General features: G+C 37.3%; 14 protein-coding genes. 2 read left to right on the top strand and 12 right to left on the bottom strand.

Features of this window, described 5'->3' with window-relative positions:
* Nucleotides 1-57 precede the first annotated feature (57 nt).
* Complete coding sequence (rpoN, locus tag ACS8MM_RS15105) at nucleotides 58-1,527, top strand: RNA polymerase factor sigma-54 (protein WP_379718466.1); 1,470 nt, start codon at nucleotides 58-60, stop codon at nucleotides 1,525-1,527.
* A 132-nt stretch (nucleotides 1,528-1,659) separates the two neighbouring features.
* Here rpoN and ACS8MM_RS15100 read toward each other — a convergent pair whose 3' ends face one another.
* The 7 genes from ACS8MM_RS15100 to ACS8MM_RS15070 form a co-directional block, all read right to left on the bottom strand.
* Nucleotides 1,660-5,472: a T9SS type B sorting domain-containing protein gene (locus ACS8MM_RS15100; RefSeq protein ID WP_379718463.1), complete on the bottom strand. Its 3,813-nt coding sequence runs from the start codon at nucleotides 5,470-5,472 to the stop codon at nucleotides 1,660-1,662.
* Between the two features lie 652 nt (nucleotides 5,473-6,124).
* On the bottom strand, nucleotides 6,125-6,682 hold the full coding sequence (locus ACS8MM_RS15095) for a DUF922 domain-containing protein (protein WP_379718460.1): 558 nt from the start codon (nucleotides 6,680-6,682) through the stop codon (nucleotides 6,125-6,127).
* A gap of 252 nt (nucleotides 6,683-6,934) precedes the next feature.
* The gene (locus ACS8MM_RS15090; protein ID WP_379718457.1) at nucleotides 6,935-7,459 is read right to left on the bottom strand and encodes a hypothetical protein; all 525 of its coding nucleotides are present in this window, start codon (nucleotides 7,457-7,459) and stop codon (nucleotides 6,935-6,937) included.
* Nucleotides 7,460-7,461: 2 nt separating this feature from the next.
* Complete coding sequence (locus ACS8MM_RS15085; RefSeq protein WP_379718454.1) at nucleotides 7,462-14,457, bottom strand: RHS repeat-associated core domain-containing protein; 6,996 nt, start codon at nucleotides 14,455-14,457, stop codon at nucleotides 7,462-7,464.
* Between the two features lie 3 nt (nucleotides 14,458-14,460).
* Entirely contained in the window at nucleotides 14,461-14,916 is a 456-nt protein-coding gene (locus tag ACS8MM_RS15080) for a T9SS type A sorting domain-containing protein (protein WP_379718451.1), read from the bottom strand.
* Nucleotides 14,917-15,281: 365 nt separating this feature from the next.
* A complete protein-coding gene (locus ACS8MM_RS15075; protein WP_379718448.1) occupies nucleotides 15,282-15,590 on the bottom strand; it encodes a hypothetical protein in 309 nt (102 codons plus the stop codon).
* A 758-nt stretch (nucleotides 15,591-16,348) separates the two neighbouring features.
* Nucleotides 16,349-16,594, bottom strand: coding sequence for a hypothetical protein (locus tag ACS8MM_RS15070; RefSeq protein ID WP_379718445.1), 246 nt, complete (start codon nucleotides 16,592-16,594; stop codon nucleotides 16,349-16,351).
* Nucleotides 16,595-16,860: 266 nt separating this feature from the next.
* On the opposite strand from ACS8MM_RS15070, the gene ACS8MM_RS15065 reads away from it, so the two are divergent.
* A complete protein-coding gene (locus ACS8MM_RS15065) occupies nucleotides 16,861-17,466 on the top strand; it encodes a hypothetical protein (protein ID WP_379718442.1) in 606 nt (201 codons plus the stop codon).
* Here the strand turns inward: ACS8MM_RS15065 and ACS8MM_RS15060 are convergent.
* The 5 genes from ACS8MM_RS15060 to ACS8MM_RS15040 form a co-directional block, all read right to left on the bottom strand.
* Nucleotides 17,461-18,144: a porin family protein gene (locus tag ACS8MM_RS15060; protein WP_379718439.1), complete on the bottom strand. Its 684-nt coding sequence runs from the start codon at nucleotides 18,142-18,144 to the stop codon at nucleotides 17,461-17,463. The genes ACS8MM_RS15065 and ACS8MM_RS15060 overlap by 6 nt on opposite strands.
* A gap of 64 nt (nucleotides 18,145-18,208) precedes the next feature.
* Complete coding sequence (locus ACS8MM_RS15055) at nucleotides 18,209-20,014, bottom strand: cytochrome c oxidase subunit I (protein ID WP_379718436.1); 1,806 nt, start codon at nucleotides 20,012-20,014, stop codon at nucleotides 18,209-18,211.
* A 25-nt stretch (nucleotides 20,015-20,039) separates the two neighbouring features.
* Nucleotides 20,040-21,224, bottom strand: coding sequence for a cytochrome c oxidase subunit II (locus ACS8MM_RS15050; protein WP_379718433.1), 1,185 nt, complete (start codon nucleotides 21,222-21,224; stop codon nucleotides 20,040-20,042).
* A gap of 19 nt (nucleotides 21,225-21,243) precedes the next feature.
* On the bottom strand, nucleotides 21,244-22,812 hold the full coding sequence (locus ACS8MM_RS15045; protein WP_379718430.1) for a quinol:cytochrome C oxidoreductase: 1,569 nt from the start codon (nucleotides 22,810-22,812) through the stop codon (nucleotides 21,244-21,246).
* Between the two features lie 25 nt (nucleotides 22,813-22,837).
* The gene (locus ACS8MM_RS15040; protein WP_379718427.1) at nucleotides 22,838-23,398 is read right to left on the bottom strand and encodes a c-type cytochrome; all 561 of its coding nucleotides are present in this window, start codon (nucleotides 23,396-23,398) and stop codon (nucleotides 22,838-22,840) included.
* Nucleotides 23,399-23,403: the final 5 nt, after the last annotated feature.

Genomic DNA, 23,403 nt, shown 5'->3' with positions numbered 1-23,403 from the left:
GTTTTTTGTTAGTGGTTCTTCCACTAACAAAAAACACAAAACAACAAACACAATAGAATGCTTAAACAAAACTTACAATTCAAATTATCACAGAAGCTTTCTCCACAACAAATTCAGTTGATGAAGCTCATTCAATTGCCTACTCAGGCTTTTGAACAACGCTTGATGGAGGAAATGAATGAGAATCCGGCATTGGAAGGTGGTGATATCGATAGCGAAGACAAGTTTGAGAAAGACGAATTCGACAACAATGATGAGTACGATGATTTTGATGATAGCGACAGCATTGACGCCAACGAAATCAATATCGACGAATACTTAAGCAACGACGAAACACCTGATTACAAAACACAGTCCAACAACTATAGTGACGATGACGAAGACCGCGACACGCCTTTTGCAGCACCGGTTAGTTTCCATCAAGACCTAATCAATCAGCTGAACACGTTCATCCTAACCGATGAACAAAGAGATATCGCCGAGTTTTTAGTCGGAAGTATCGACGACATGGGCTACATTCGCCGCAGCATACAGGATATTGTGGATGATATGGCGTTTACTCAAGGCATTTATACCGACGAGAAAACCGTCAATAAAATTCTATCCATTGTTCACGAATTGGAACCTTCAGGTGTAGGCGCACGTGATTTACAGGAATGTTTACTGCTGCAGTTGAAACATAAAACACCGACAGAATCTGTAGAATTGGCCATTAAAGTCATCGAAGATCAATTTGATGCCTTTACCAAAAAACACTACGATAAACTATTGCAAAAGTTCTCGATTACCAAAGAACAATTGAAGAAAGCGATTGATGAAATCGAAAAACTCAACCCAAAACCGGGTGGCTCTTTTGCAGGTAGTTCCAAAATAACCGAACACGTAGTTCCTGATTTCGCCATCAGAATCGTAGAAGACGAACTGGAATTAACCCTTAACGGACGTAACGCTCCAGAGCTTCACGTTTCCAAGGATTACCAGGACATGATGAAAACCTACAAGGACTCGAAAGACAAATCGAATGCCCAACGTGATGCAGTACAATTCATCAAACAAAAACTGGATTCGGCAAAATGGTTCATCGACGCAATTAAACAACGCCAGGAGACGTTATTTGTTACCATGAATGCCATCATGCACTTCCAACAGGAATATTTCCTTGACGGCGATGAAACCAAGCTAAAACCAATGATCTTAAAAGACATTGCCGATATGATTGGTCTGGATATCTCTACTGTTTCTCGTGTAGCCAACAGCAAATATGTAGACACGCCTTACGGAACCAAGTTATTGAAAGACTTTTTCAGCGAAGCCATGGTCAACGATCAAGGTGAAGAAGTATCCACAATCGAAATCAAAAAGATACTGGAACAGGTTATTGCCGAAGAAGACAAAAACAAACCATTGCCCGACGATCAGTTGGCAGATATGTTAAAAGAACGTGGTTACCCAATTGCCAGAAGAACAGTAGCCAAATACCGCGAACAACTGGACATACCGGTAGCAAGGATGCGGAAGAAAATATAATAGCTAAAAAGCCCTGCAAATGCAGGGCTTTTTAGCTATTTCTATTTACAGCCTTTTAAATCCTTATACTAACGGTAAATCACCACTAATAATTGACTACTCTTACCAAGGACTAAGGACTTGCAGCTATAATTACCGCTTCAATGCAAAATGTCCTTTCAAAATACGGCCATCAGTCAATTCTACGGTATACCAGTAGTCGGCAGCCGGTAATGGATTCCCAAGGTAAGTCCCATCCCAACCTTGACTTTGCGGGCTGATTTGTTTGATAAGCTTACCAAAGCGGTCAAAGATTAGGATCTTAGCATTCGTTCGCTGTCCAAGTCCTTCCATATTCCAGTAGTCATGATAACCGTCACCGTTTGGTGTAAAGTAATTCGGAATGCCCAACACACTGATTTCCATAGTCGCCGTACCGCAGCCGTTCAAGTCCTGAACATACAAAGTATACACATCAGCCGGGACATGATCAAAGGTAGCGGAGGTTTGGAAATTTACACCATCCAAACTATAAACATAATTCCCATTGCCCGACACAGTCACTACAACGGAATTGTTGGCAGACAAATCACGCACTTCTACATTGGTAATAGCAGCCAAATCAGAAGCCACTACAGTAATCGTTCTCGTTCGTGAACAACCTTCTGCATTGGTCACTGCCACAGTATAGCTTCCTTCCTGATTTACATTCAGCGTATAGCCAGTTTCGCCAGGAATGACAACACCATCTTTAGACCATACATAGGTATAATCGGTAATCGGAGTAGCATCTGTAATCGCTGCATCCAAGGTTTTGGTAATCGTCAGTTCGTTACATACAATTTCATCACCATTCAAATTGATAGCAGGCAGAGGATGTACAACAAATGGAATCGTATAAATCGCCTTGCAACTGGTGTTTGCCGGATTCACCACTTCTACGCGTACATTTTGGGTTCCGGTAACAAAAGGATTAGGTAACGGACTCGGCAGCGGAGTATTGTTCTGATCGAAGTAGTACACTGTCATTCCAGTTTGACTTCCCAATAGGGTATTCTGAAACGTAGAAGTATCAAAACCATACTTTCCGTCCTGACTGGCCGGATTCACTTCATCATCACAAACAGTAGTCAATGAAGTTGGAATAGCAAAGGCTTCCGGCAAATCATCCACGATAAACTGAATCGTCGTGCTATAAGTACAAGCAGTTGGCGTAGCATTAGTCACCACCGCACGTATGGTTTGTGATGCTGTAACAAATGGATTCGGTAACGGGCTTGGTAACGGATTGTTGTTGGCATCAAAATAAGCCACAGTCACATTCGTTAACCCATCCAATAAATCACTCTGCAAATTCGTAGTATCAAACCCAAACTGTCCGTCCTGATTGTCATCACAATTTTGCAATACTTGCGGCTGCACAATCGGAATACGCTCCACATTCAAAGTAATATGCTGTCCCAGTCCCAAACAATCGTTATTTACAGCACTGTCCACGCGGATGTAAATGTTCTGGGTAGTCGGATAGCCTATATTTCTATAATTCGCTGTATCGGTAATCGGATTTTGTTCCGCCAACGCATCAGCCAGATTACGGTAATACGTAATAATCAATTGCTGACCCACCGGGAAAATTCCCTGTATCTGACCTGTTACACTACTAAAATCAAAACTACTGATGCCATCGGTAGTAGTTCCTTGAACCGCATCGTCACACACTGTAAAATTACGGGTGAAATTCGGTGGTATTTGTGTAGTGGATACATTCAGATTCAGTTGTGCCACTCGGAAACAACCAGAAGTATTCGTTACTTTTACATAAACGATATCATTACTCACCACTTGGTTAGTATAAGCCGTAAAGTTCGTAATCGGATTTAAATTATTTTGCGCATCCGCTGCCGTTTCAAAATAGCTGAATGTTTCGTTTTGGTAATTGGCTGAAACCAAGGCATTGGCTTCCGCTAAATTAAAAGCACTGAAACCGTCGGTATTGTCATCGCATTGTTTTAAAGAAACAAGAGGAGTAACTGTTGGCAACGAAAACACTTCGATAGCAAAAGATGTGGTTGCAAAACAGTTGGGATTATCAGCATTCACAACTTTCACATATATTGTTTCGGTAGGATTCGTATTTACATAGTTATTGGGAGCAGCAACAATATTCGTCATTCCCGCATCGGTATAATAAGCAATACTAAATTGCGATGCAGACTGTCCATTTAAAATTGCAGTCGCTTTTTGCGTCAAATCAAAGCGAACGCGCCCGTCGGTATCGGTTCCAAAACTAGTAGTATCGCATGAAGCCAAGGGAGCAATTGTTGCTGCAGGTCTTGGCGTATCAAACACATCAATAGCAAAAGTTGTTGTGGCTTTACACTCCGGATTAGCCACATTATACACTTCAGCAATAATCGTCTGTTGTTGGTACGCTGTGGTAATAGGATAAGCATTCGGGGTAGCAATAGGTACATTATTCGCATAATCTGTCGCATTAGCAAAATAACGAATCAAATATTGATTGGCATCCTGTCCATTTAGAATGGACGCATTTCTTGAAGTCAGATCGAAAGTAAACAATCCATTGTTGTCGCTGTCACATATCAACATATCTGTCGGTTGCGTAGCGGTTGGCACGGCAGAAATAACAATTGTTCTACTTTTGGTTCCTGTAGTTCCCACATTGCTCGTAGCGGTTACGGAAACAGTATAAGTACCGGGAGCGACATAGGTATGATTCCCAGCAATACTGTTTTGAGTTGGTGACCCATCCCCAAAATCCCAAACGGCATTCACTAACGTCTGATTGGTAGTTAGTGTAAATTGGGCATTGGCTCCCACACAAGCATTGGTTAAATTAATGGCGGGTGTAAAGAAAAAAGACTGATTGAAAGCCGGCAAACCAGATTTTGACAGTCTTCCTGCCAAATCAACATTATCCAAAGCAACATTACAGCCTACACCAACCACATCTGGATTTTGAACAGAACTGAGTTTATTAGAAAGTAATTGAGCGATATAAATTTTCTTATCTGGCCCTAACTGTAAAGCCCCTAATCTATAAGGGAATTGATATAAAAAAAACTGGGTAGAATCAATATTGACAGCCGTTAGATCAAATTGATAAAGAGATTGTGTACCTTCAACACCAACATACAACACTTGGCTATTTGGCGAAAATTCCACACCATACACATAATTGGAATCGTTCATTACCGTAACCGGGTTGGAAATCACTCCTGTGGCATTGTTAAAGTCAAACAATTCCACAGTATTCAAAAACATATTACAAGCAGCCAATTTAGATCCATCGGGAGATATTTTCATATACCCCATAGAATTGTAATCATTGGAATTGCTGACAAAAGACCCCGCATTACTTTGAATCGGAGTTGTATTCAATCCACCAGGAGTAAGCTGATAAGAAAAAAAAGTACTACTGTTCCAGCCATGAGTGACAATCCAAAAATCGATATTATTGGCATGGCGCACTACGGAAATTTTCTCACAGGAAGGCACATAAACCAGTACATTTTTAGCAGAAGCAACCACATCGCCCAATCCACCATTTAAATTCAAGTCAACTATAGAATAGCGAAAACCACCAATACCGGTTACAATGTCAAGCGTAAAAACATAATACAAATGGGTGGATCCCGGTAGCGGCACTATGGTTGCTGATTGTGTAGAGGAATTATGTCCTAACAAGCCGGTACCGTTTGGCATAATCTGATGGTTTTTATTATAAATTGTTCTCCCGTCAGTATAAAGTAACAACTGCCCACTACCATTAGAAATAGTCGCACACCCTTCTAATGTGTTTAATTGTCCATCAGTCAAAGCAACCGGACTTCCGGAATTAAAATCCAATCCGGCCTTGTCACCAAAATACCAGATATTGGCTTCCCCTTGGGAATACGCAATAGACACTGTTAACAACAACAATAGGGCAATTTTCAATTTCATAGGGTAATTTTCTTATAAAAAAAAACTCTGTAACAAAATGTTACAGAGTTTAACGGTGCAAAGGTATCATTATTTTTCCACGAAAATAAAGCCTTTGTCATTATTTAACTTAAACAAGGCAAGTATTGCAATAGGATAGAAACCAAACGTCACGCTCTTTTACCAACCTGTCTTCTTTCTAGTTTAATCTGCTTGAATTTATGATTTGTCAATTTAGCAATACAACTAATTGTAGTCTCAATCATAAAAAAAGCTATAACTTAAGTTATAGCTTTTGTTTTTATTCTCTTGACAGGCATGGAAATCATTCATGCGCTATTGGGTTTGTAGTTTTTCTTTCCTTTTTTTGGGGACGGATTCCTCTGGCTGTCGCTGCTCTCGAGTGCAAATCCTCGCTATCGGTTTGCATTGTTTGTCCTCTCTTACAATTTGTGGCAAAAAAATAATTTTTAAAATTCAACCACGGATTTTGTTGCAAAAACTTTTTTTAAAAAAAAAGTGCCACAACAAAACTTGTGGCAAAATAGTTGAAATAAAAAAAGTGCCACAACTTTTCAGTTCTGAAAGAGAGACAGTAAAGAAATTCCCGAAAGCGTTGGATTTACAGTCTGCATTCATGACTTTTACTTTCAATCGCACTAAGCCTAAAAGCTTACTTTTCAGCAATATACTCCCATTTTTTACTTGCAGTCAATGCAACAGCAATTTTCTTTTGCCAAAACAATTGCTTTTTCTCATTGTAATGAGTTTCACTGTCATATAAATCCTGATACTTATCCCAATTGTTCAAATGCATGTTAAAGACTTTTTCATATTTCATTACATCAACAATCCTTTTCACGTACAAACTGTCAAAAGATTTACGGATCTTCCTTGCAAAAAGTTCAGATATATCAAAATGAAGCTGCTCATGTGATAATGAAGAGCTGTCATTCACAATGTGCCATGATTTATTCTTAAGAAAATAACACCCAACTTTATACATACGAATACTGTCTTTTAAATAACTACCTTCTATTTTGATTTCAGCGTAAGTCATCGCTCCAATAAAAACATTAGACGTGTCAACAACTCCTTTAAAATCACTCCATGTTAATTTTCTATCAGATGACCATAGAATAATTTCATCATCTTGAAAACTATTCTTGGAATCAAAAGAACTAATCAAAAATGTAAACAAACAGAAAATTATAATAATTTTGAATCTCATACATTTTTTTTGTATTAGTTAATCTAAATGTGGTCATAGGTAGTTGACCGTCTCTCTGTATAATACCTCTTTGCAAAATTATCTGATTTGCATTTACACCCGCTAGGCAAAATCTGCCTGCTTTGAGTTTTTTCAAATATAATAAATCACTTTTTTTAATAAAAAAGCTACAACATTTCTGTTATAGCTTTTTGTTTTATTATTGCTCAAAGTCAGGAGACTTTGCGCAGCGGGGGGATCTCAGCACTCTCTTTATTTAATCAAATCTTTTAATTTTTCATAATCTCCACATTCACCAAAATAATCCCAATTTTGTTTTGAGCCAACTATATGAGCCATCCTACATTCAAAACATACTTTCGCAACACCTATTATTTTTCCTTTTTGTTTAAAAATAAAGATATCTCTATAAATTGGAATACATCCACTGGTTGTTAATTCTATACAATCATTTTTACTAAATACTTGATCTATTTGATTGTATTTTGATTTTTCTAATAGCTTCTTTTGATAACCAAACTTAATTATATCGGTGATAAATTCCTTATCATTCAAATTTGAAGGATACTCATTTTCAACTATTTTTAAATAATTTTCATTATAATTAGCAGATTTGGATTTCTCATATTCAGCCAAAATGGCATTTTGAGTTATGTTCTTATGGTAATATTCTAATTCATCAAAATCAAAGTAATTCATATTACCTTCATCTTTCTTATTACAAGAAGTCATTAAAATCAAACCAAATAAACAATTCACAATATAAATTAATTTCATAATTACGGTTTTTGTACCCATCCAATTTTTGAACCATTAATAAACATATTATAACCTGCATCTCCTTGTATACTACCATCATACATCCAATATGCACGAGGTGCATAAATAAGCATCCCTCTTCTCAAATGTGTTAAATCTTCTGAGATCGTCCTAAATCCACCTTGACTATAATTACCTGTATTACAAGATTTTAAATACATAGTCAATTTACCTCCATTTGACACAAAATTGCGATACATAGCACTATCATTCAACATTAAAGCATCAACATCAGTAACACTATCAAGGAAATTAAAATTATGAGTATTTCCATGACCGTATACCGACAAAACATTATCTACTAAAGGTTCTGAAACCGCTTGTTCATATAATAGTCTATCTTTCCCTGATGATTTAAAATAAACAAGTTTCTCACTTGTTACATTTCCATTTTTATCAGTTCTCCACTGTCTATGTGAATAATTTTTTTTAGAGGTTTCCCCTCCATGCAATCCATGATTTAATGCACTTACCATTAAACCAGTTACTGCTCCTTTCCAGAAATTACCTCCCGTTATTTTTGCAGCAGCTCCACCAGTAATTGTACCAAACAATATAGTACCTGCTCCATTTTGTAATCCTATAGCCCCAGAAATTCCTTTATGGACAAATTCTTCCGTGAGATCACCAGTAGTTTCAAAAGTACTACCACCACTCCAAGCACTTGAAGCGATACTTGCCAAAGCTCCGCTCGCAAAGCCAACCCAAAAGTTCCCGCCTTGGATGCCACTCATACTTCCTTGAAAGAAGCCATGAGCCAAAGCCTGCATTGCCGCCCTTGAATAAAAATTGGTAATGGTATTTTGCGCCCATTCACCAATTCCAAAAGTAACCAAACCACTCAAACCTCCAATAAAAGTAGCTTTAGCCGCGCCCATGAAGGTAAACGGTTGGTGGTTCAAAAAGGCAGTCACAAAATACGAGCCCAACCCGACAGCAGCACCAATTAATATCGGCGCCAAAATTTCGCCACTTGGGTCCGTATATTTCAACGGATTGTTCAAAACATAACCGTAACGGTTATAATTCTGGGTATTATACGGGTCTTGTACATAATTGTCCGGTTGCAGGAATCGGTGCAATTTCGGATCGTACAATCGACCATTCATGTGAATCAAACCTACACTCTGCAAATGCTCGTGTCCGGTATATCCTCTATCCAAGAACGTTAATTTGGTCAAGATATTGCCTGCCCCATCTTGCACTTTAGCTACCGAGCCCCAAGCATCAAAATGACGTTTTTCTACAATCGCACCCGTTGCATTGGTTACCGCTACGATACTCCCCTGATAATCACGGTGAAGGTAAAAATAATTTTGAGTCGTTCCATTACTTTTCAGCACAATTGGCGCACTGTAAGCATTACCACCCACGTAGGTCACCAATTCTACAACACCATTGTTATAATTGATTTCCATACTACCATCGGCACTATAATAACGACGGTTCGGACGTGACAGCTTATCGGTAGCTGTACTACCATAGTACATGGCACTGCGTCCCAACATCCCATTGTAAGCAAAACTCAGCTTGTCTTTCCCGATTTCTTCTATTTGTACTGGTGCTTTGAAAGCATTGTACGTGATATTCAGATTGCCTCTTGCTTCAAAATAAGCCTTATCTTCGGCACTCATCGATTTGATACCGGTATTCTGATATGGATGCGCCGTATCGGAATACGTATAGGTTCCTGTTCCGTTTTGAGTAATACGACCACGGTCATCATACTGTTGCGTCACCACACTGGCTTTCTCCAGTTTGAAATTATCAACATAGAAAGTTGTATTCGGTAGAACCATACCACCACCGTTGGTGCCTTCTGGGCTAGACTCATCCACTACAAATTTTATAGATAGCAATGGATTCGGACTAACAAAATTACTCACCGTATAATTCTTATCAAACGATCCGTTTTCAATCGGGCCTAAATAATATTCCGCCCAACTGTTGGCATTATTCGGATCGGTCTCCACCATGATTGCATTCACAATCACACCACTTGTTCCTGTTTTATTGGTAATCGTCGCTTTAACATTCACAATATCATTGGAAACAAATCCTGTTGGCAAAGTACGCTGTGCCGCCACCCATGGGTTTTTCAATACCACTTTTAAGGTACCTGCCGAATTACTTACCGAACCTGTCGTACTGGTACCGTTGAATGTAAAGCCATCCGTAGTCGTATTGAACGGTAAAGTCAGGATATTCACATTAGCACCGTTCCAGGTCACCAAACGATCCAAGGTATCATACTCAAATTTTTCGGTCAAATCAAACAAACTCGTGTAACGCTGAGTCAGGTTTCCTTTCTTAACATCATACACATTGTTCAAAGTCATCACATTCACTGGGTTTGTAGTACCCAAATCATGTTTAATCTGCGTCGGGAATCCATACTGGTCATAGGTATTGGCAATAGTAATCCCGTTACCTAAAGTAGCTCCCGTCAATTGTCCTCTGGTATTAGCCGTATTGGCCTGCCAGATCACAGTTGTACCGTCGAGCATTTTCCATTTGGCACCATTCTTATATTCGTGTTTGATGGTTTTTGCACTGGTTTTCCCGTGTGCCACACCAATCGTTTCTTCGGTAGCTACTCTTCCAAATCCGTCAAAAGTCAAATTCTTAGTAAAAGTCGCATACGGTAAAGTCTCTATCGATTGCTTTAACTGTTTCGTAGTAGTATCATAGGCATACGCATAACTACTGTTTCCGTCATTCGGATTCACCACATCAATACGGGTCAACCATTTGTAAGTTGGATCGTAAGTATACGTATTGGTTATATTGGTAGCCTCCGCAGCTGTTGCTCCCAACACCGTTTTAGTGATCGGTTTACCTACAGCATTTAGCACATAAGCCGTATTTCCCTTAGGCGTGGTTTCTTTCAGTAGCTCTCCAAAAGCATTGTATTCATAAGTATACAATCCTGCTGAAGTATCGTTCAAAGATGTTCTTCTTCCCCAAACATCAAAAGTGGTTGTTATTTTTATCCCCGCATAATCCGATTCGATTTGATTACCCAAGGCATCGTATTTAAATTGTATTGTTCCTCCCGGTGTATCTGTAGTGGCAACCACATGACCATTAGCATTTACAGTCTTCGATTTAGCCATCACTTCATCGTTTACCGTTGTCGTCAATCCCGAATAAGTCGTCGCAATCACTTTACCGGTTGGCTGTGTCACTTTTACCGGTCGCTGGTACTCATCATACTCGTAAGTAGTCCACAAATTCGCTGATGTCGAATAAGGCTCACTCACTTTGGTTTGTTTCCCTAAATAATCATACTCGGTGGAAGTATAAATCCAATTACCATTAAGATCTTTATATCCCTTTTTGGTTACTCTGGCTAAAGCATCACTTTCAACAATAGCACCGCTACCGTCATCTGAAGTTTCGTTAGTTATATAAACATTACCCGTTCTTGTATATCCATAGATTATACTTTTACCCAAAAAGTCTGTTGACTTAGTTTTTTTACCCCAATTGTCATACTCATGAGTCGTGATTTGCCCTAAGCCACTTGTCTGACTCAAAACCAATCCAAATAAACTATGATACGTATTATTTGTTGTCACCAATCCTTCCGGATCTGTTATTGTCTTCACAAAACGATTGGTCGCATCATAGGTATACGAAGTAGTCCTTGGCGATACAGCATTTTGAACCGTGGTACCCGTGGCACTTATCGTTTTGTTTTTAAGCAATCCATTGTTAAAATATACAAAGTCTTCCACAATGACAACAGAAGAACCTGTTATTGATTTTTCTGTTTTGGTCAAATTAGCCCCAGTGTACGTAAATTTATCAGTACTGATTTTTGTATCACCATACGCAGTTGTCGTTTTCGTAATTTCTTTTGGCTTTCCAAGCGTGTAAGCACTACCCGCTCCACCCACATTGGCTGGATGAAAATCCGAACTAACATTTGTTGTGCCTTGAAGAGTACTACCTAAATAATTCTTTGTGGTTACACTAGTGGGTAAAAAATAATCCGTCGAATACGAATCATTTACAGTTTCCGTAATCACATTCGTCAGAACATCGGTATTTTTCGTTTTATTCAACAACAACACATACCTTTTGGTCACTGGATCTACTGTTGGTGGATAATATGTATTCTCGACTTTAGTCAACAGATTGGTAGTGGCGTCCGAAAATGTAAATTCCGTACTCAACAACTGCGTATACGTCTTCTTATTGGCGCCTCGTAATAAAGGGTCAATTTCAGAAACATTCCATAATTTCTTATCTCCAAGTTTATACCAACTACTTCTGGCTGTCTTCAAAAAGCCCAAAGGTCCATTTCCACTTAAATCTAAAGCGTAACCGTGGTAACGGTAATCTTGTAATTTTTGTACACCCAAAGAGGTATTGGTTACTTTTGACACCAACAAACTGGTTGGAATTCTTTTCAATTCCACTAGCGGATAGTACAAGCTTTCAGTAGAAGAATAAAAATCATTCTGAGAACCCAAATCGTTAGTTCCTTCAGCAGGAACCATAGATTTATATTCAATCTCATCTACAATCGCACCATTGGATTGCGTTACTTTCTTCAGAAGGATCTCTTTTGAGTTGTCTTTATTAAAATCAACAAAATAAACTTTCTTAGCAAAAGCATCATGCTCTCTCACTACGATCAAATCACTCTCCAATCCGCCATTTCTAAAATTGGAAGCAATCGGAATAGGAAACGTATTCTGTTCATCTCCTTGTACGGGATTAATAGGGGTTACATAATCTTCTGTAAAAGTATTTGTGCCGTACCCTAAATTATTAATATAGCCGTATGCTCTCCATTCGGTATCTTTATCCATGTAACAAGTCTCACACGGAATATATAAGCGCATCCAAACTTTTACAAGGTCAGACTTTCCATCTTTATTAATATCCAAAGCATAATAAGTCGTTCTGTGCCACTGAGAAGTATAATCACTATTATCAGTATAAGGTCTATAAGAAATAGTATTGGTTATCGTTTCCTTTGTAAATAAAGATCCTCCTGCCGGGTTTGGATTACTGTAATAAATATGCCATGTTGTACAACTATCACATCCTTTTCCATCGGCATCCGGCATCATGATATCTGTCTTACCGTCACCATTGAAGTCCCCAAAAAGTTTGGCTTTTTGAACACTGTAATTTTCCATGGATCCGAATCCCAAAAGTTCAAACTCAATCCAAGGCGCAGATGTCAATTGTTTCAGTCCAAAAACTTTATAACTCTTATCCTTGTTTATCACAAGAATATCTGATTTGCCATCCGAATTGAAATCGGCCACAAAACGTTCACCCGAGCCCAAAATCAAACCGTTAGGAATACTTAAATTCCCAACAGAACCTAATACAGAACTGGTATTTGGATTAAAATCCACCAATCGAACTTCTACTGGATAATCCGAAGTAGAACGAGTCCATTGACATCCTCCAGGAGGTTGATCAATCCTATTTTGCTGATCTGAACCTTTTTTTACTTCTCCAACTTTTAAGCTGGGCTCGTCAGGATTGTATGCATCTAATTCCAGAAAACTTAAAATCAACACTTCCGATATTCCATCACCATTAAAGTCCCCTTCTAAATAACGTGTACTGGTTTTCTTTTGAGGAACCACACCTTGACATTGTGAAACCGGATAACCCGGGCCAACCAATATATTCCCATCGATATCGTATTCAAATACGGTACAATTATCAGAACATTGTGTACTATTGTCTATATCAATAGTCTTATTGTATGAATTGACAAACGATCCATTATCCAAGTTGTGCACTTTAAAAGTGGTAGTACCAAGAGTTTCATCAACACTCACTATGGATTGTTTTTGATTTAATTTACCATTACTTAAAGTAGTTGCAGCAAACTTATAACTATTCTCTGCATAGGCGGGTAAAGTATAAATTAAACTATTATTTTCACGAAACAATTGGCTAAATACATTTTTACCATCAACAATATCCATCCGTCCGTCTCCGTCAAAATCACCTGTAACGTCTGGCTTCTCATTCAAATCAAGCTCAACACTGTCATTATAAGGAGTAGTAACAACCGTCGCTCCTGAATTCGTCGTATTGTATTCAAACTGTACTGGATTGGCTGCCTCCAAAGCTCCATTAAATTCCTGTATCTGAGATACACGCTGATACCCCTGAGCATCTGTCAAATGAGTAAGTACATATCGCTTGAAAAGCTGGTTATTAGTATAAACTTCAATTTTTCTTAAAATCTCGGCTTTTTCTACCTTGATTCCTTTAACAAAAGCATTTTCTTTTCGAGTCAAGGGATCATAAGTAAAAACTATCTTATTCAAAGTAGTGGGATTAGTAATCGTATTTCCACTAAATTGTATTTCTGTAACACAAAGGGCTTTATTTTGAGGTTTCCCATATACATAATTCATGAAGTTACCATTGGCATCCTCAAAGCGTACTACATAAAAAGCAGTAGCATCCGTTGCATCCATTCCTCCATAATTCCCATACCACGTTCTCGAACCGTCTGGTGTCGTCACGATAAAATAAATCGCTGCACCATTTTTTTTCAATTCAATCTTGGTATTCGATTGCACTTCGGTCTCATATATTGAACCATCTGCCCAATAGCTACCCGATTTCAACAACAAACGCTGGCCGTCTAAAGCCAGTTTATCATTGTCATCAAAATCAACACCATCCTTAAACCCATCTATATCCTGACGTGTTGCCATTCTGGCAATTGTCGAAATACTATTGATACTCCAGCCTTGTCCGGCTATACCACTGGGTTGACCACTAGCATAGATCAAATTAATCACTGGTCCAACATCAGCAATACTTGGCGGCATTGCAATGGGAAGGGTATACATTGCTTGCCCTCCAGATGAAATCTCAAGTTTTCCTTGAGTATCATGGAAGCTCTGTGCAAAAATCAGGTTGGTAAACAATACTACCAACGCTAGTAAACGTAATTTCATTCTTTAATTCTTAGTTTTGATAATTTTGATAGGCTCTTGTTTCCCATTGGTATACGTTAAGTTTAGAGTATAAATACCCTCCGGTAACATCTGAAAAGGAAAAAGATAATGGTCGGTATTCTGAAGATTTTTTACCGACTTGATCAATTGACCGTTGCTATTGTATAAGTTAATTTCCATCATTCTCTTATCATCCACAAGCGACCACTTTAAGTACAATTGCTCCTGAACAGGGTTTGGATAATACGATACGATGTCTTCCGGATGGAACTTCTCCATATCCTCCTCTGTAATGTCATTCAAATCTTTGGGAGCATCTCCCCCTGACATTTTCCCTGGACAAAGTGCGCACCAAGTTCGCATAATTTGATTTCCAGCAGCATCATAACTAAAGCTAACTGACTGAGCGTCTGCAGTAACTCCTGACAAAAACAGCAGGAAAAGTAAAATATATTTCATTTGATTTCAAAAAATTAGCCGCAAAAGTACCACTATTTCACAGTTCAAGAACTATTTAGTTAAAAATTTAACAATAAAAATAATACACATTGATAATCAATGACTTAAGAAACAAAAGCGAAAATAAAACCTACTAATTTTTAACTATGACTGTTTTTACCTAATAGTAATAAGTAAAAAGAAGCTACTGAAATAGAACAGAAAGTTTGTAAAACCAATCACTTTGCATACTTTTTTTAGAAATACCCCAACAACATCATGTGGTCAACACGAATAATCCCAAAGTCAGTATAAACATTCTGCTATTGTCAACCACTGCATATTGAATTTGCTACATACATTAGTAGCCATTTTCAGGAATACTTCTATTCTTTTTTAGTAGTAGAAACACTCAACTTAGTAAAATTATGTTCCACTGCAACTAGAAAAACAAACCCAAATAATGCGACACTTGCAATTAGGCCTAATGCTATGATTTGACCATTTAAATTGGAATTTTCAGTAACCAAAACGGTTCTATTTTCTTCTACAAAACTATTTGTACCAATTGGAACGTTGTAAACTTCATTGGTGTTGTAACTTTTCGAATGCAAACCCGAATAATAGAAGAGTAAAAAGACACTCAACACAAATACAAATACCAGAGCTCCTTTAAGGATAGTCATTTTTTTCATTTATAAATTATTTACATTAAAATGCATACTGTTATGCGCAATTCTGACTTCGCCATACCTAGTATTTCCCGATATTGAGCTAAAAAATCATCTGATCAGAAGTTAACCTCAAAAAGGTTCCCTTTTGAAAACTAGTACAGAGCTAATGCTCTCTTTAGTACTATCATTGATACGACCATAAAAAAGAGAGAGATTAAAATATATAAAAACAATAACCACCCATGAAATTTAACTTTACTAGAGGGCATAAAATGGTTCAATTCTTCTTTATTGATGAATTTCTTTACTACATACATCCCTACCACGAATAAAACAATTAAAATTGAACAAGTGTAGATTCTATTCTTTAAAAAAATTGTCCTAGCTGCTATAGACCAAAAAAACAATGCTATTAAAGTACAATTGATGTAAATCAAAAATAACAAACAAAGTAAAGACCTATCGTAGGCAATATTCCTTTGAGTTAAATTGGAATGATACCGAAAAAAAGATAAGCTATATATTTCATCGTAAACACTATTTATTTAAGTTGCTAAACAAAATACCGAAATACGCTAACCAAAATTTGATTAAGATGATTCTAGGATCTCCCGACTTTGATCCCTTCAATCAATTAACTTAAACAAAAGGAACAAAACAATGGCTAATATCTTGCAAACTCATATAGAAAAGCAAACTGCCACCTTAAAATGGTAAAGTATAATTTCTGAGTTGGTACAAGCAGCTAAAAGCTTATGAAAACCCGAGAAAACAAATTACTACTTCATTCTATCTGAAGATTCTTTTTTGTTTTTACCCAAAATATAAATATCATAAACTAAAGTTATTGTAAATCCCAAAGTGATCAGAAGGCCAAACATAGCGTAATTAAAACCATAGCTATAAATATCCCTACCTTCAACAACCATGGTTATCTCCGATTTGCTGGCAATCCATCCGAAAGTGAAAGCTACAATAAATATTAAAAAATAAATTTTAACCCGGATATAATTGTTTTCTTTCATATTATTTTTAATCGTATTAATGGTGTGATAGCTATATTTGATGTAATTCCTACTGTACTCTTTCCAACAACAGTAAAAGAAATAATTACTTTAATTATAAGTTTTCATTTCAACGTGGAATTCCACTGCACATTGAGTCAATCGTACCTCTCCTGAACCAACTACAAAAGTACTCGAATAGTTGGGATGACCAATAACAAAGAATTCACCACAAAGAGTACAACATCAAAAAAAATGGTAACTTTGGTCAACTAGTACCAACAGCCTTGAAAAAGATATTGCCATTCTTCTCCTACGCCTTCCATCCGATATTCATTTCGGTCATGGGTGCCCTATTTTATTTTTTTACAACCCATGGTTACTTCAACTATGAAACAATTTATTTGTGCCTCGTACAAATACTCATCGTTACTGTATTTATCCCATTGGCTTGTTTCTACCTATTGGTTTCTTTACAAAAAATAGATTCGATTATGGTGACAAAGGTAGAACAACGTAAGATCCCGCTTTTCTTGCAGTCGTTACTATTAAGCACACTTATTTTTAAAAGCGTCACAATAACCACATTTCCGGAATTATTCTATTTCTATTTGGGAAGTATTCTTAGCACCTTTCTAGCGTTGGTTTTGGCACTGTTTCATAAAAAAGCCAGCTTACACATGTTGGGCATCTCATCATTAACTGTATTCTGTATTGCTTGTTGCATCCACTTTCAGTTCCGAATGCAATTGCTCATCGCTGTTATTTTGCTACTAAATGGTGTAGTAGCTTCTTCCCGATTGTACATGAAAGCACACACCCTATTCGAATTAACGTTGGGATATATCATCGGAGCGCTACCGCAATTAATTTTACTGCTGTTTTGGTTATAAAATATAAAACATCAAACCAATATTGATGGTACTCAAGTTTAAAGGTTGTCCGTTCAAAGAACCATTCTTGAAAAGATCTTGAAAACCATAATAAGCATACACATTGAAGGTATTGTATCCCGCACTCACATAAGCACCATAATGAAACTTATTCAAATCCGGGTTATTGGATACAGAAAATCGATCCGTAGAAGAAACAAACTTCGATTTACTGGCTAGTAAATAACTCATCTTAACACCAGTGTAAATCCTCCAAAACTTATGTGAATCGAAGGTAGAAGTACGCCAACGAAATTCAATCGGAACGTCTACAAAATACAAACCTAGCTTGTTATTATCAAAATCGGTTGTCGGTATAGCTGTATAGGTAATTTCATTATTGTTCTCTGCAATCACAATGTTACTCTTGTAGTTATTGAATGTAAACCCTAAACCTGGAGCAATAGCCACAGTACGTTTCTTATTAAGAGGGAAATCACGTAGAAAGCCAAAATTCAATCCTGCAGAAAACGAGTTTTGAGACACCGCCTGAGGTTTATCATTCAAAATATTATACGTAACCCCAAAATAGAACTGATCTTCTCTGTACAACGAATCAATAGCCTCAAAATCGGGTACAGTCTGAGAAAAGCAAGACAAGCTGAAAAGACAAGTAAATAATAAGAAAAACTTCTTCATAAAATTTGTTTGGCTAAAGGTAATAAAAAAGCCTTTCTTTCGAAAGGCTCTTTAGTATTGTATGTTAGGAGTGGTGTAACTCTTCCTCACCTTCCTTCATAGGAACAGTTTGAGGTACGAAGTCATCATCATGACCAGGCTTACTGTAATCGTAAGGCCATCTGTGAACTGTTGGTAAATCACCAGGCCAGTTACCGTGAATGTGCTCTACTGGAGCAGTCCACTCTAATGTATTCGATTTCCATGGATTTTGAGGTGCTTTTGGTCCTTTGAAGATGCTGTAGAAGAAATTCCACATGAACACCAATTGGAAAGCAGCTCCGATTAAAGCGAATGTAGTAATCAATACGTTAACATCAGCTAAATCGTCAAATAATGGGAAGTTCGAGTTCGTATAGTAACGACGTGGTAAACCAGCCATACCGATGAAGTGCATTGGATAGAATACACCATAAGCACAAACTGCAGTTACCCAGAAGTGAATATAACCTAAAGTTTTGTTCATCATTCTACCGAACATTCTTGGGAACCAGTGGTACACCCCAGCGAAGAATCCGTACAATGCAGAGATACCCATTACTAAGTGGAAGTGAGCCACTACGAAATATGTATCGTGAACGTTAATATCTAATGTACTATCTCCAAGGATGATACCTGTTAAACCTCCTGAAATGAATGTTGAAACCAATCCAATTGAGAACAACATCGCAGGATTTAACTGTAAGTTACCTTTCCAAAGCGTAGTAATATAGTTGAATGCTTTTACCGCAGAAGGAATCGCAATCAATAATGTTGTAAATGTAAATACCGATCCTAAGAATGGATTCATTCCAGACAAGAACATATGGTGACCCCATACAATCGTCGATAAGAATGCAATTGCTAAGATAGAAGCAATCATCGCACGGTAACCGAAAATTGGTTTACGGGAGTTAGTAGCAATAATTTCAGAAGTGATACCCAATGCCGGTAATAATACGATATATACCTCAGGATGACCTAAGAACCAGAATAAGTGCTCAAACAATACTGGAGAACCACCTTGGTAGTGTAATACCTCACCAGAGATAAAGATATCAGATAAGAAGAATGAAGTACCAAAACTTCTATCCATGATCAATAACAACGCAGCAGATAATAATACCGGGAACGATACAATACCGATAACTGCAGTAATGAAGAAAGCCCAAACAGTAAGTGGCAATCTTGTCATTGACATCCCTTTAGTTCTAAGATTGATAACTGTTACTACATAGTTCAATGAACCCATCAAAGACGAAGCAATGAAAATAGCCATTGATACCAACCATAAAGTCATACCTGTTCCAGAACCTGGAATTGCTTGTGGTAAAGCTGATAATGGTGGATAGATTGTCCAACCTGCAGAAGCTGGTCCAGACTCAACGAATAAAGAACAGATCATTACAACAGACGACAAGAAGAACAACCAGTATGAAATCATATTCATAAAACCAGAAGCCATATCACGTGCACCAATCTGTAATGGAATTAACAAGTTACTAAACGTACCACTCAAACCAGCAGTTAATACAAAGAATACCATGATAGTACCGTGGATAGTTACCAAAGCAAGGTAAATATCATTTCGCATTACTCCTCCTGGAGCCATTTTCTCTCCCAATAAGAATTTAAAAATCCCGAAAGACTGCTCTGGCCAAGCGATTTGCATTCTGAACAATAACGACATCACTACCCCAACGATTCCCATGATAATACCTGTAATCAAGTATTGCTTAGCAATCATTTTGTGATCAATACTAAAAATGTATTTAGTGATGAATGTATCTTTATGGTGATGTGCGTGATCGTGATCGTGTGCGTGATCGTGGTCGTGTGCTGCTGCTCCCATATTATTTATCTAAATTTAAATTTAATTATTTTTTTTCTTCCTCTAATTTGTCATCTGCCGTAGCAACTACAGTTGAATCAGCTACTTTAGCTTGTGCTGGTACCGCTACTGGAGCAGGATTCTTTTCAGCTTCTTTAGCCGCTTTATCGTCTTTTATAGCTTTGACAATAGTTCCTTTATCTTTCAACCAGTTTTTGAATTCTTCAGGAGTATCCACAACAATTTTCATTTGCATGTTGTAGTGAGAAGCTCCACAAATTTTGTTACATAATAACAAATAGTCGAAAGTATATGGATCAAGAGGTGTTTTACCTTCTGCAACTAACTTAGCGCTGTTAGCAGAACGTATTTTGTTGATATTGTTAACTTTCTCAACAATAGCAGGATCTTGACGCATTTCTTCAGTTGTCAATGTTGGTGTGAATGCAAATTGAGTCACCATACCAGGCACACAGTTCATTTGCGCTCTAAAGTGAGGCATATAAGCTGAGTGAAGAATATCTTGCGAACGTAATTTGAATAATACTTTTTTACCTTTTGGTATATGCAATTCAGAAACAGCGATGTCATCTTGAGCATTTGGATCGTTTACATCCAGACCCATTGTATTTACCCCTTCGATTAAACGAACATTAGCTTTACCCAACACGTTGTCTTTACCAGCGTAACGCGCTTCCCAGCTAAATTGTTTTGCATACAATTCAACAACAATAACTTCTTCATCTTCATCAACAAACATAATGTTTGTCCAAGTGTACAATCCGTAAAGAATCAAACCTGCCAAAACAATTACCGGGATGATAGTCCAGATAAATTCTAATTTATCGTTATCTGCATAGTACAATGCTTTTTTCCCTTTTTCACCTCTATATTTGAAAGCGAAGTAGTGTAATAACAACTGAGTGATAGCCTGAACAAAGAAAATGATACCAAAAGAGATATACATCAAATTGTCATAATCGGTACCGTGTTCAGAAGCTGGTGTACCTAAAACTAAGTGTCCCCATTTAAACAATCCATATATCGTGAAGATATAAAGGAATGCAAGAAAACCGAACATTAAATATCCCTGTACATTATTATCATTATCAGTAGCGATTTGCGAGTCATCTTTAGAAACGCCTACCTGAGTTAAGTCGAAAATTTTAGTCATTTGCCAGATTGCAATTGATAATAAGACTAAAACTATAATAACCAACAAACTTGTCATCTGTTTTCTTGTTTAAATATTAATAATGGAAATGCTTACTTTCTTCAATTAGCGGATTTCCTTTTGCCAATAATGGTGCTTTAGTTAAAGCGTTGAATACAACAAATAAGAACAATCCTGCAAAGAATGCAACTGAACCAATTTCAGCAGCACCAATAAACCAATTTTCACCAACTGTTGCAGGGAAAATCATGTTATGGAAGTCTAAATAGTGACCTGATAAAATGATGATACCCGCCATAGTGATAATCCAAGGTACACGTTTGAAATCTGTATTAATCAAAATTAATACTGGGAAAATGAAGTTCATAGCCACCATTCCGAAGAAAGGCAAGTTATAGTGCTCAATTCTAGTTTTGAAATAGGTTACCTCTTCAGGGATGTTAGAATACCACATCAACATGAATTGAGAGAACCATAAGTAAGTCCAGAAAACTGAAATACCAAACATGAATTTCGCTAAATCATGGAAGTGACTATTATTGATAAAATCTAAATAACCGTTTGATTTCAAGTGTAAAGTAATCAACGCAATTACAGTGATACCACTTACAAAGAAACTTGCAAAAACATACCATCCAAATAATGTACTGAACCAGTGAGGATCAACAGACATTACCCAGTCCCAAGCCATCATAGACTCAGAAACTAAGAAGAACGCTAAGAATCCAGCAGATGCTTTGAAGTTCTTTTTATAGAAAGACAAATCACCAGTTTCATCTAAGTTGATCGAGTTTTTACGAGTGTAAGTACGGTATAAAATCCAACCTCCTAAATAGATTACAGCTCTAATTAAGAAGAAAGGTACATTCAAATACCCTGATTTTCCTTGAATCAAGTGATCATTTGCTACAACATCTTTATCAGACCATACAAACAAATGATTCAATTGATGATCTCCAAAATAAAGTGTTGACAATACCAAAATCACAAACACAATGATACCTCCAGGTACAATATATGCGGTGATAGCCTCCATTACTCTGAATAAAGCTGGTGACCAACCTGCCTGTGCTGCCCATTGAATAGCATAGAATGCCAATACTCCTAAAGAAATCAAGAATACGAACAATGCTCCTACGTATAATGCAGACCAAGGCTTATTTTTTAATTGAGTAAATACATGCTCAACATGTTTTTTATGCTCATCAGCATGTGCATCATGATTAGCTGCCACTTCGTGACCTTTCTCAGCATGTGCAGGTGCAGCATGAGCTTCTGCATGAGTCTCTTCGGTAGGTGCTACAAGTGAGTCAGTTACATGAGCTACTTCTTTAACTTCAGCTACAGAAGAATCATGAGCAGCTTCTGTTTTGTGTTCAGTTTCAACATGAACTTCTTTTGCTTCAGCATGAGCCTCTTCTTTTTCTTCACCGTGTGCTACAACAGCTTCACCATGAGCATCAGCTGGAGCAGTTTCATGTGCAGCTGCAGCACCATGATGTCCACCATGAGTATCAGCAGCTAATATTTTTTCTACATCTTCAGTATTCTTCGGTGCACTGAAAAAACCATATCCAATACCCAATAGTCCTAAAACCATAAGGAAAATTGAAAGGTTTTTTATTTTGCTTGATAATGTATACATAACTTATATATCGTGTGTTTTACAATTATAATTCAGACTTAAGCTTCATTACATATTCTGCAACTTGCCATCTTTCCTTCTTAGACAATTGGTTTGCGTGAGAACCCATCGCATTCAGACCATAAGTCTCAACATGGAAAACGCTTCCCACTGTTACAGCTCTGTCTTTATAACTAGGTACACCTAAGAATTTTTCTCTTTGAACTAATTTCCCTTTTCCATCACCTTTTTCACCGTGACAAGAAATACAGTAAATATCAAACAACTCTTTTCCTTTTTCAAGGTTAATAGCTGAAGGCTCAAGAGGAGAAACAATTGCTTTTGAAGCTTCGTAACCAGCAGGAGTGTTCGGTAAATCATAAATTTCAAAACCTCTCTTGATAGTACCTTGAGCAGGTAATTGACCTTCTTTACCTACCAAACCATTTGGCGATTTAAAAGCATCTGATTCTGAATAAGTTTCATATGCAACCGATTCATACATGTTCGGGAAGAACTGATAGTTCGGTTTTTTATCATTTTTACATGAAACCATTAATGAAGCTAACCCCATTAAAGCTGTTAATGAATATACTACTCTTCTCATAATCT

This window comes from Flavobacterium sp. MAHUQ-57 (assembly GCF_051908335.1).
GTDB lineage: Bacteria > Bacteroidota > Bacteroidia > Flavobacteriales > Flavobacteriaceae > Flavobacterium.
This window is presented reverse-complemented; position numbering and strand designations above follow the sequence as displayed.

Bases quoted from the DNA above. Each gene is read 5' to 3' on its own strand.
- ACS8MM_RS15080 (WP_379718451.1), bottom strand. From the start codon at position 14,916: ATGAAATATATTTTACTTTTCCTGCTGTTTTTGTCAGGAGTTACTGCA.
- ACS8MM_RS15075 (WP_379718448.1), bottom strand. From the start codon at position 15,590: ATGAAAAAAATGACTATCCTTAAAGGAGCTCTGGTATTTGTATTTGTG.
- ACS8MM_RS15045 (WP_379718430.1), bottom strand. From the start codon at position 22,812: ATGTATACATTATCAAGCAAAATAAAAAACCTTTCAATTTTCCTTATG.
- ACS8MM_RS15070 (WP_379718445.1), bottom strand. From the start codon at position 16,594: ATGAAAGAAAACAATTATATCCGGGTTAAAATTTATTTTTTAATATTT.
- ACS8MM_RS15095 (WP_379718460.1), bottom strand. From the start codon at position 6,682: ATGAGATTCAAAATTATTATAATTTTCTGTTTGTTTACATTTTTGATT.
- ACS8MM_RS15090 (WP_379718457.1), bottom strand. From the start codon at position 7,459: ATGAAATTAATTTATATTGTGAATTGTTTATTTGGTTTGATTTTAATG.
- ACS8MM_RS15085 (WP_379718454.1), bottom strand. From the start codon at position 14,457: ATGAAATTACGTTTACTAGCGTTGGTAGTATTGTTTACCAACCTGATT.
- ACS8MM_RS15060 (WP_379718439.1), bottom strand. From the start codon at position 18,144: ATGAAGAAGTTTTTCTTATTATTTACTTGTCTTTTCAGCTTGTCTTGC.
- ACS8MM_RS15055 (WP_379718436.1), bottom strand. From the start codon at position 20,014: ATGGGAGCAGCAGCACACGACCACGATCACGCACACGATCACGATCAC.
- rpoN (WP_379718466.1), top strand. From the start codon at position 58: ATGCTTAAACAAAACTTACAATTCAAATTATCACAGAAGCTTTCTCCA.
- ACS8MM_RS15040 (WP_379718427.1), bottom strand. From the start codon at position 23,398: ATGAGAAGAGTAGTATATTCATTAACAGCTTTAATGGGGTTAGCTTCA.
- ACS8MM_RS15050 (WP_379718433.1), bottom strand. From the start codon at position 21,224: ATGACAAGTTTGTTGGTTATTATAGTTTTAGTCTTATTATCAATTGCA.
- ACS8MM_RS15100 (WP_379718463.1), bottom strand. From the start codon at position 5,472: ATGAAATTGAAAATTGCCCTATTGTTGTTGTTAACAGTGTCTATTGCG.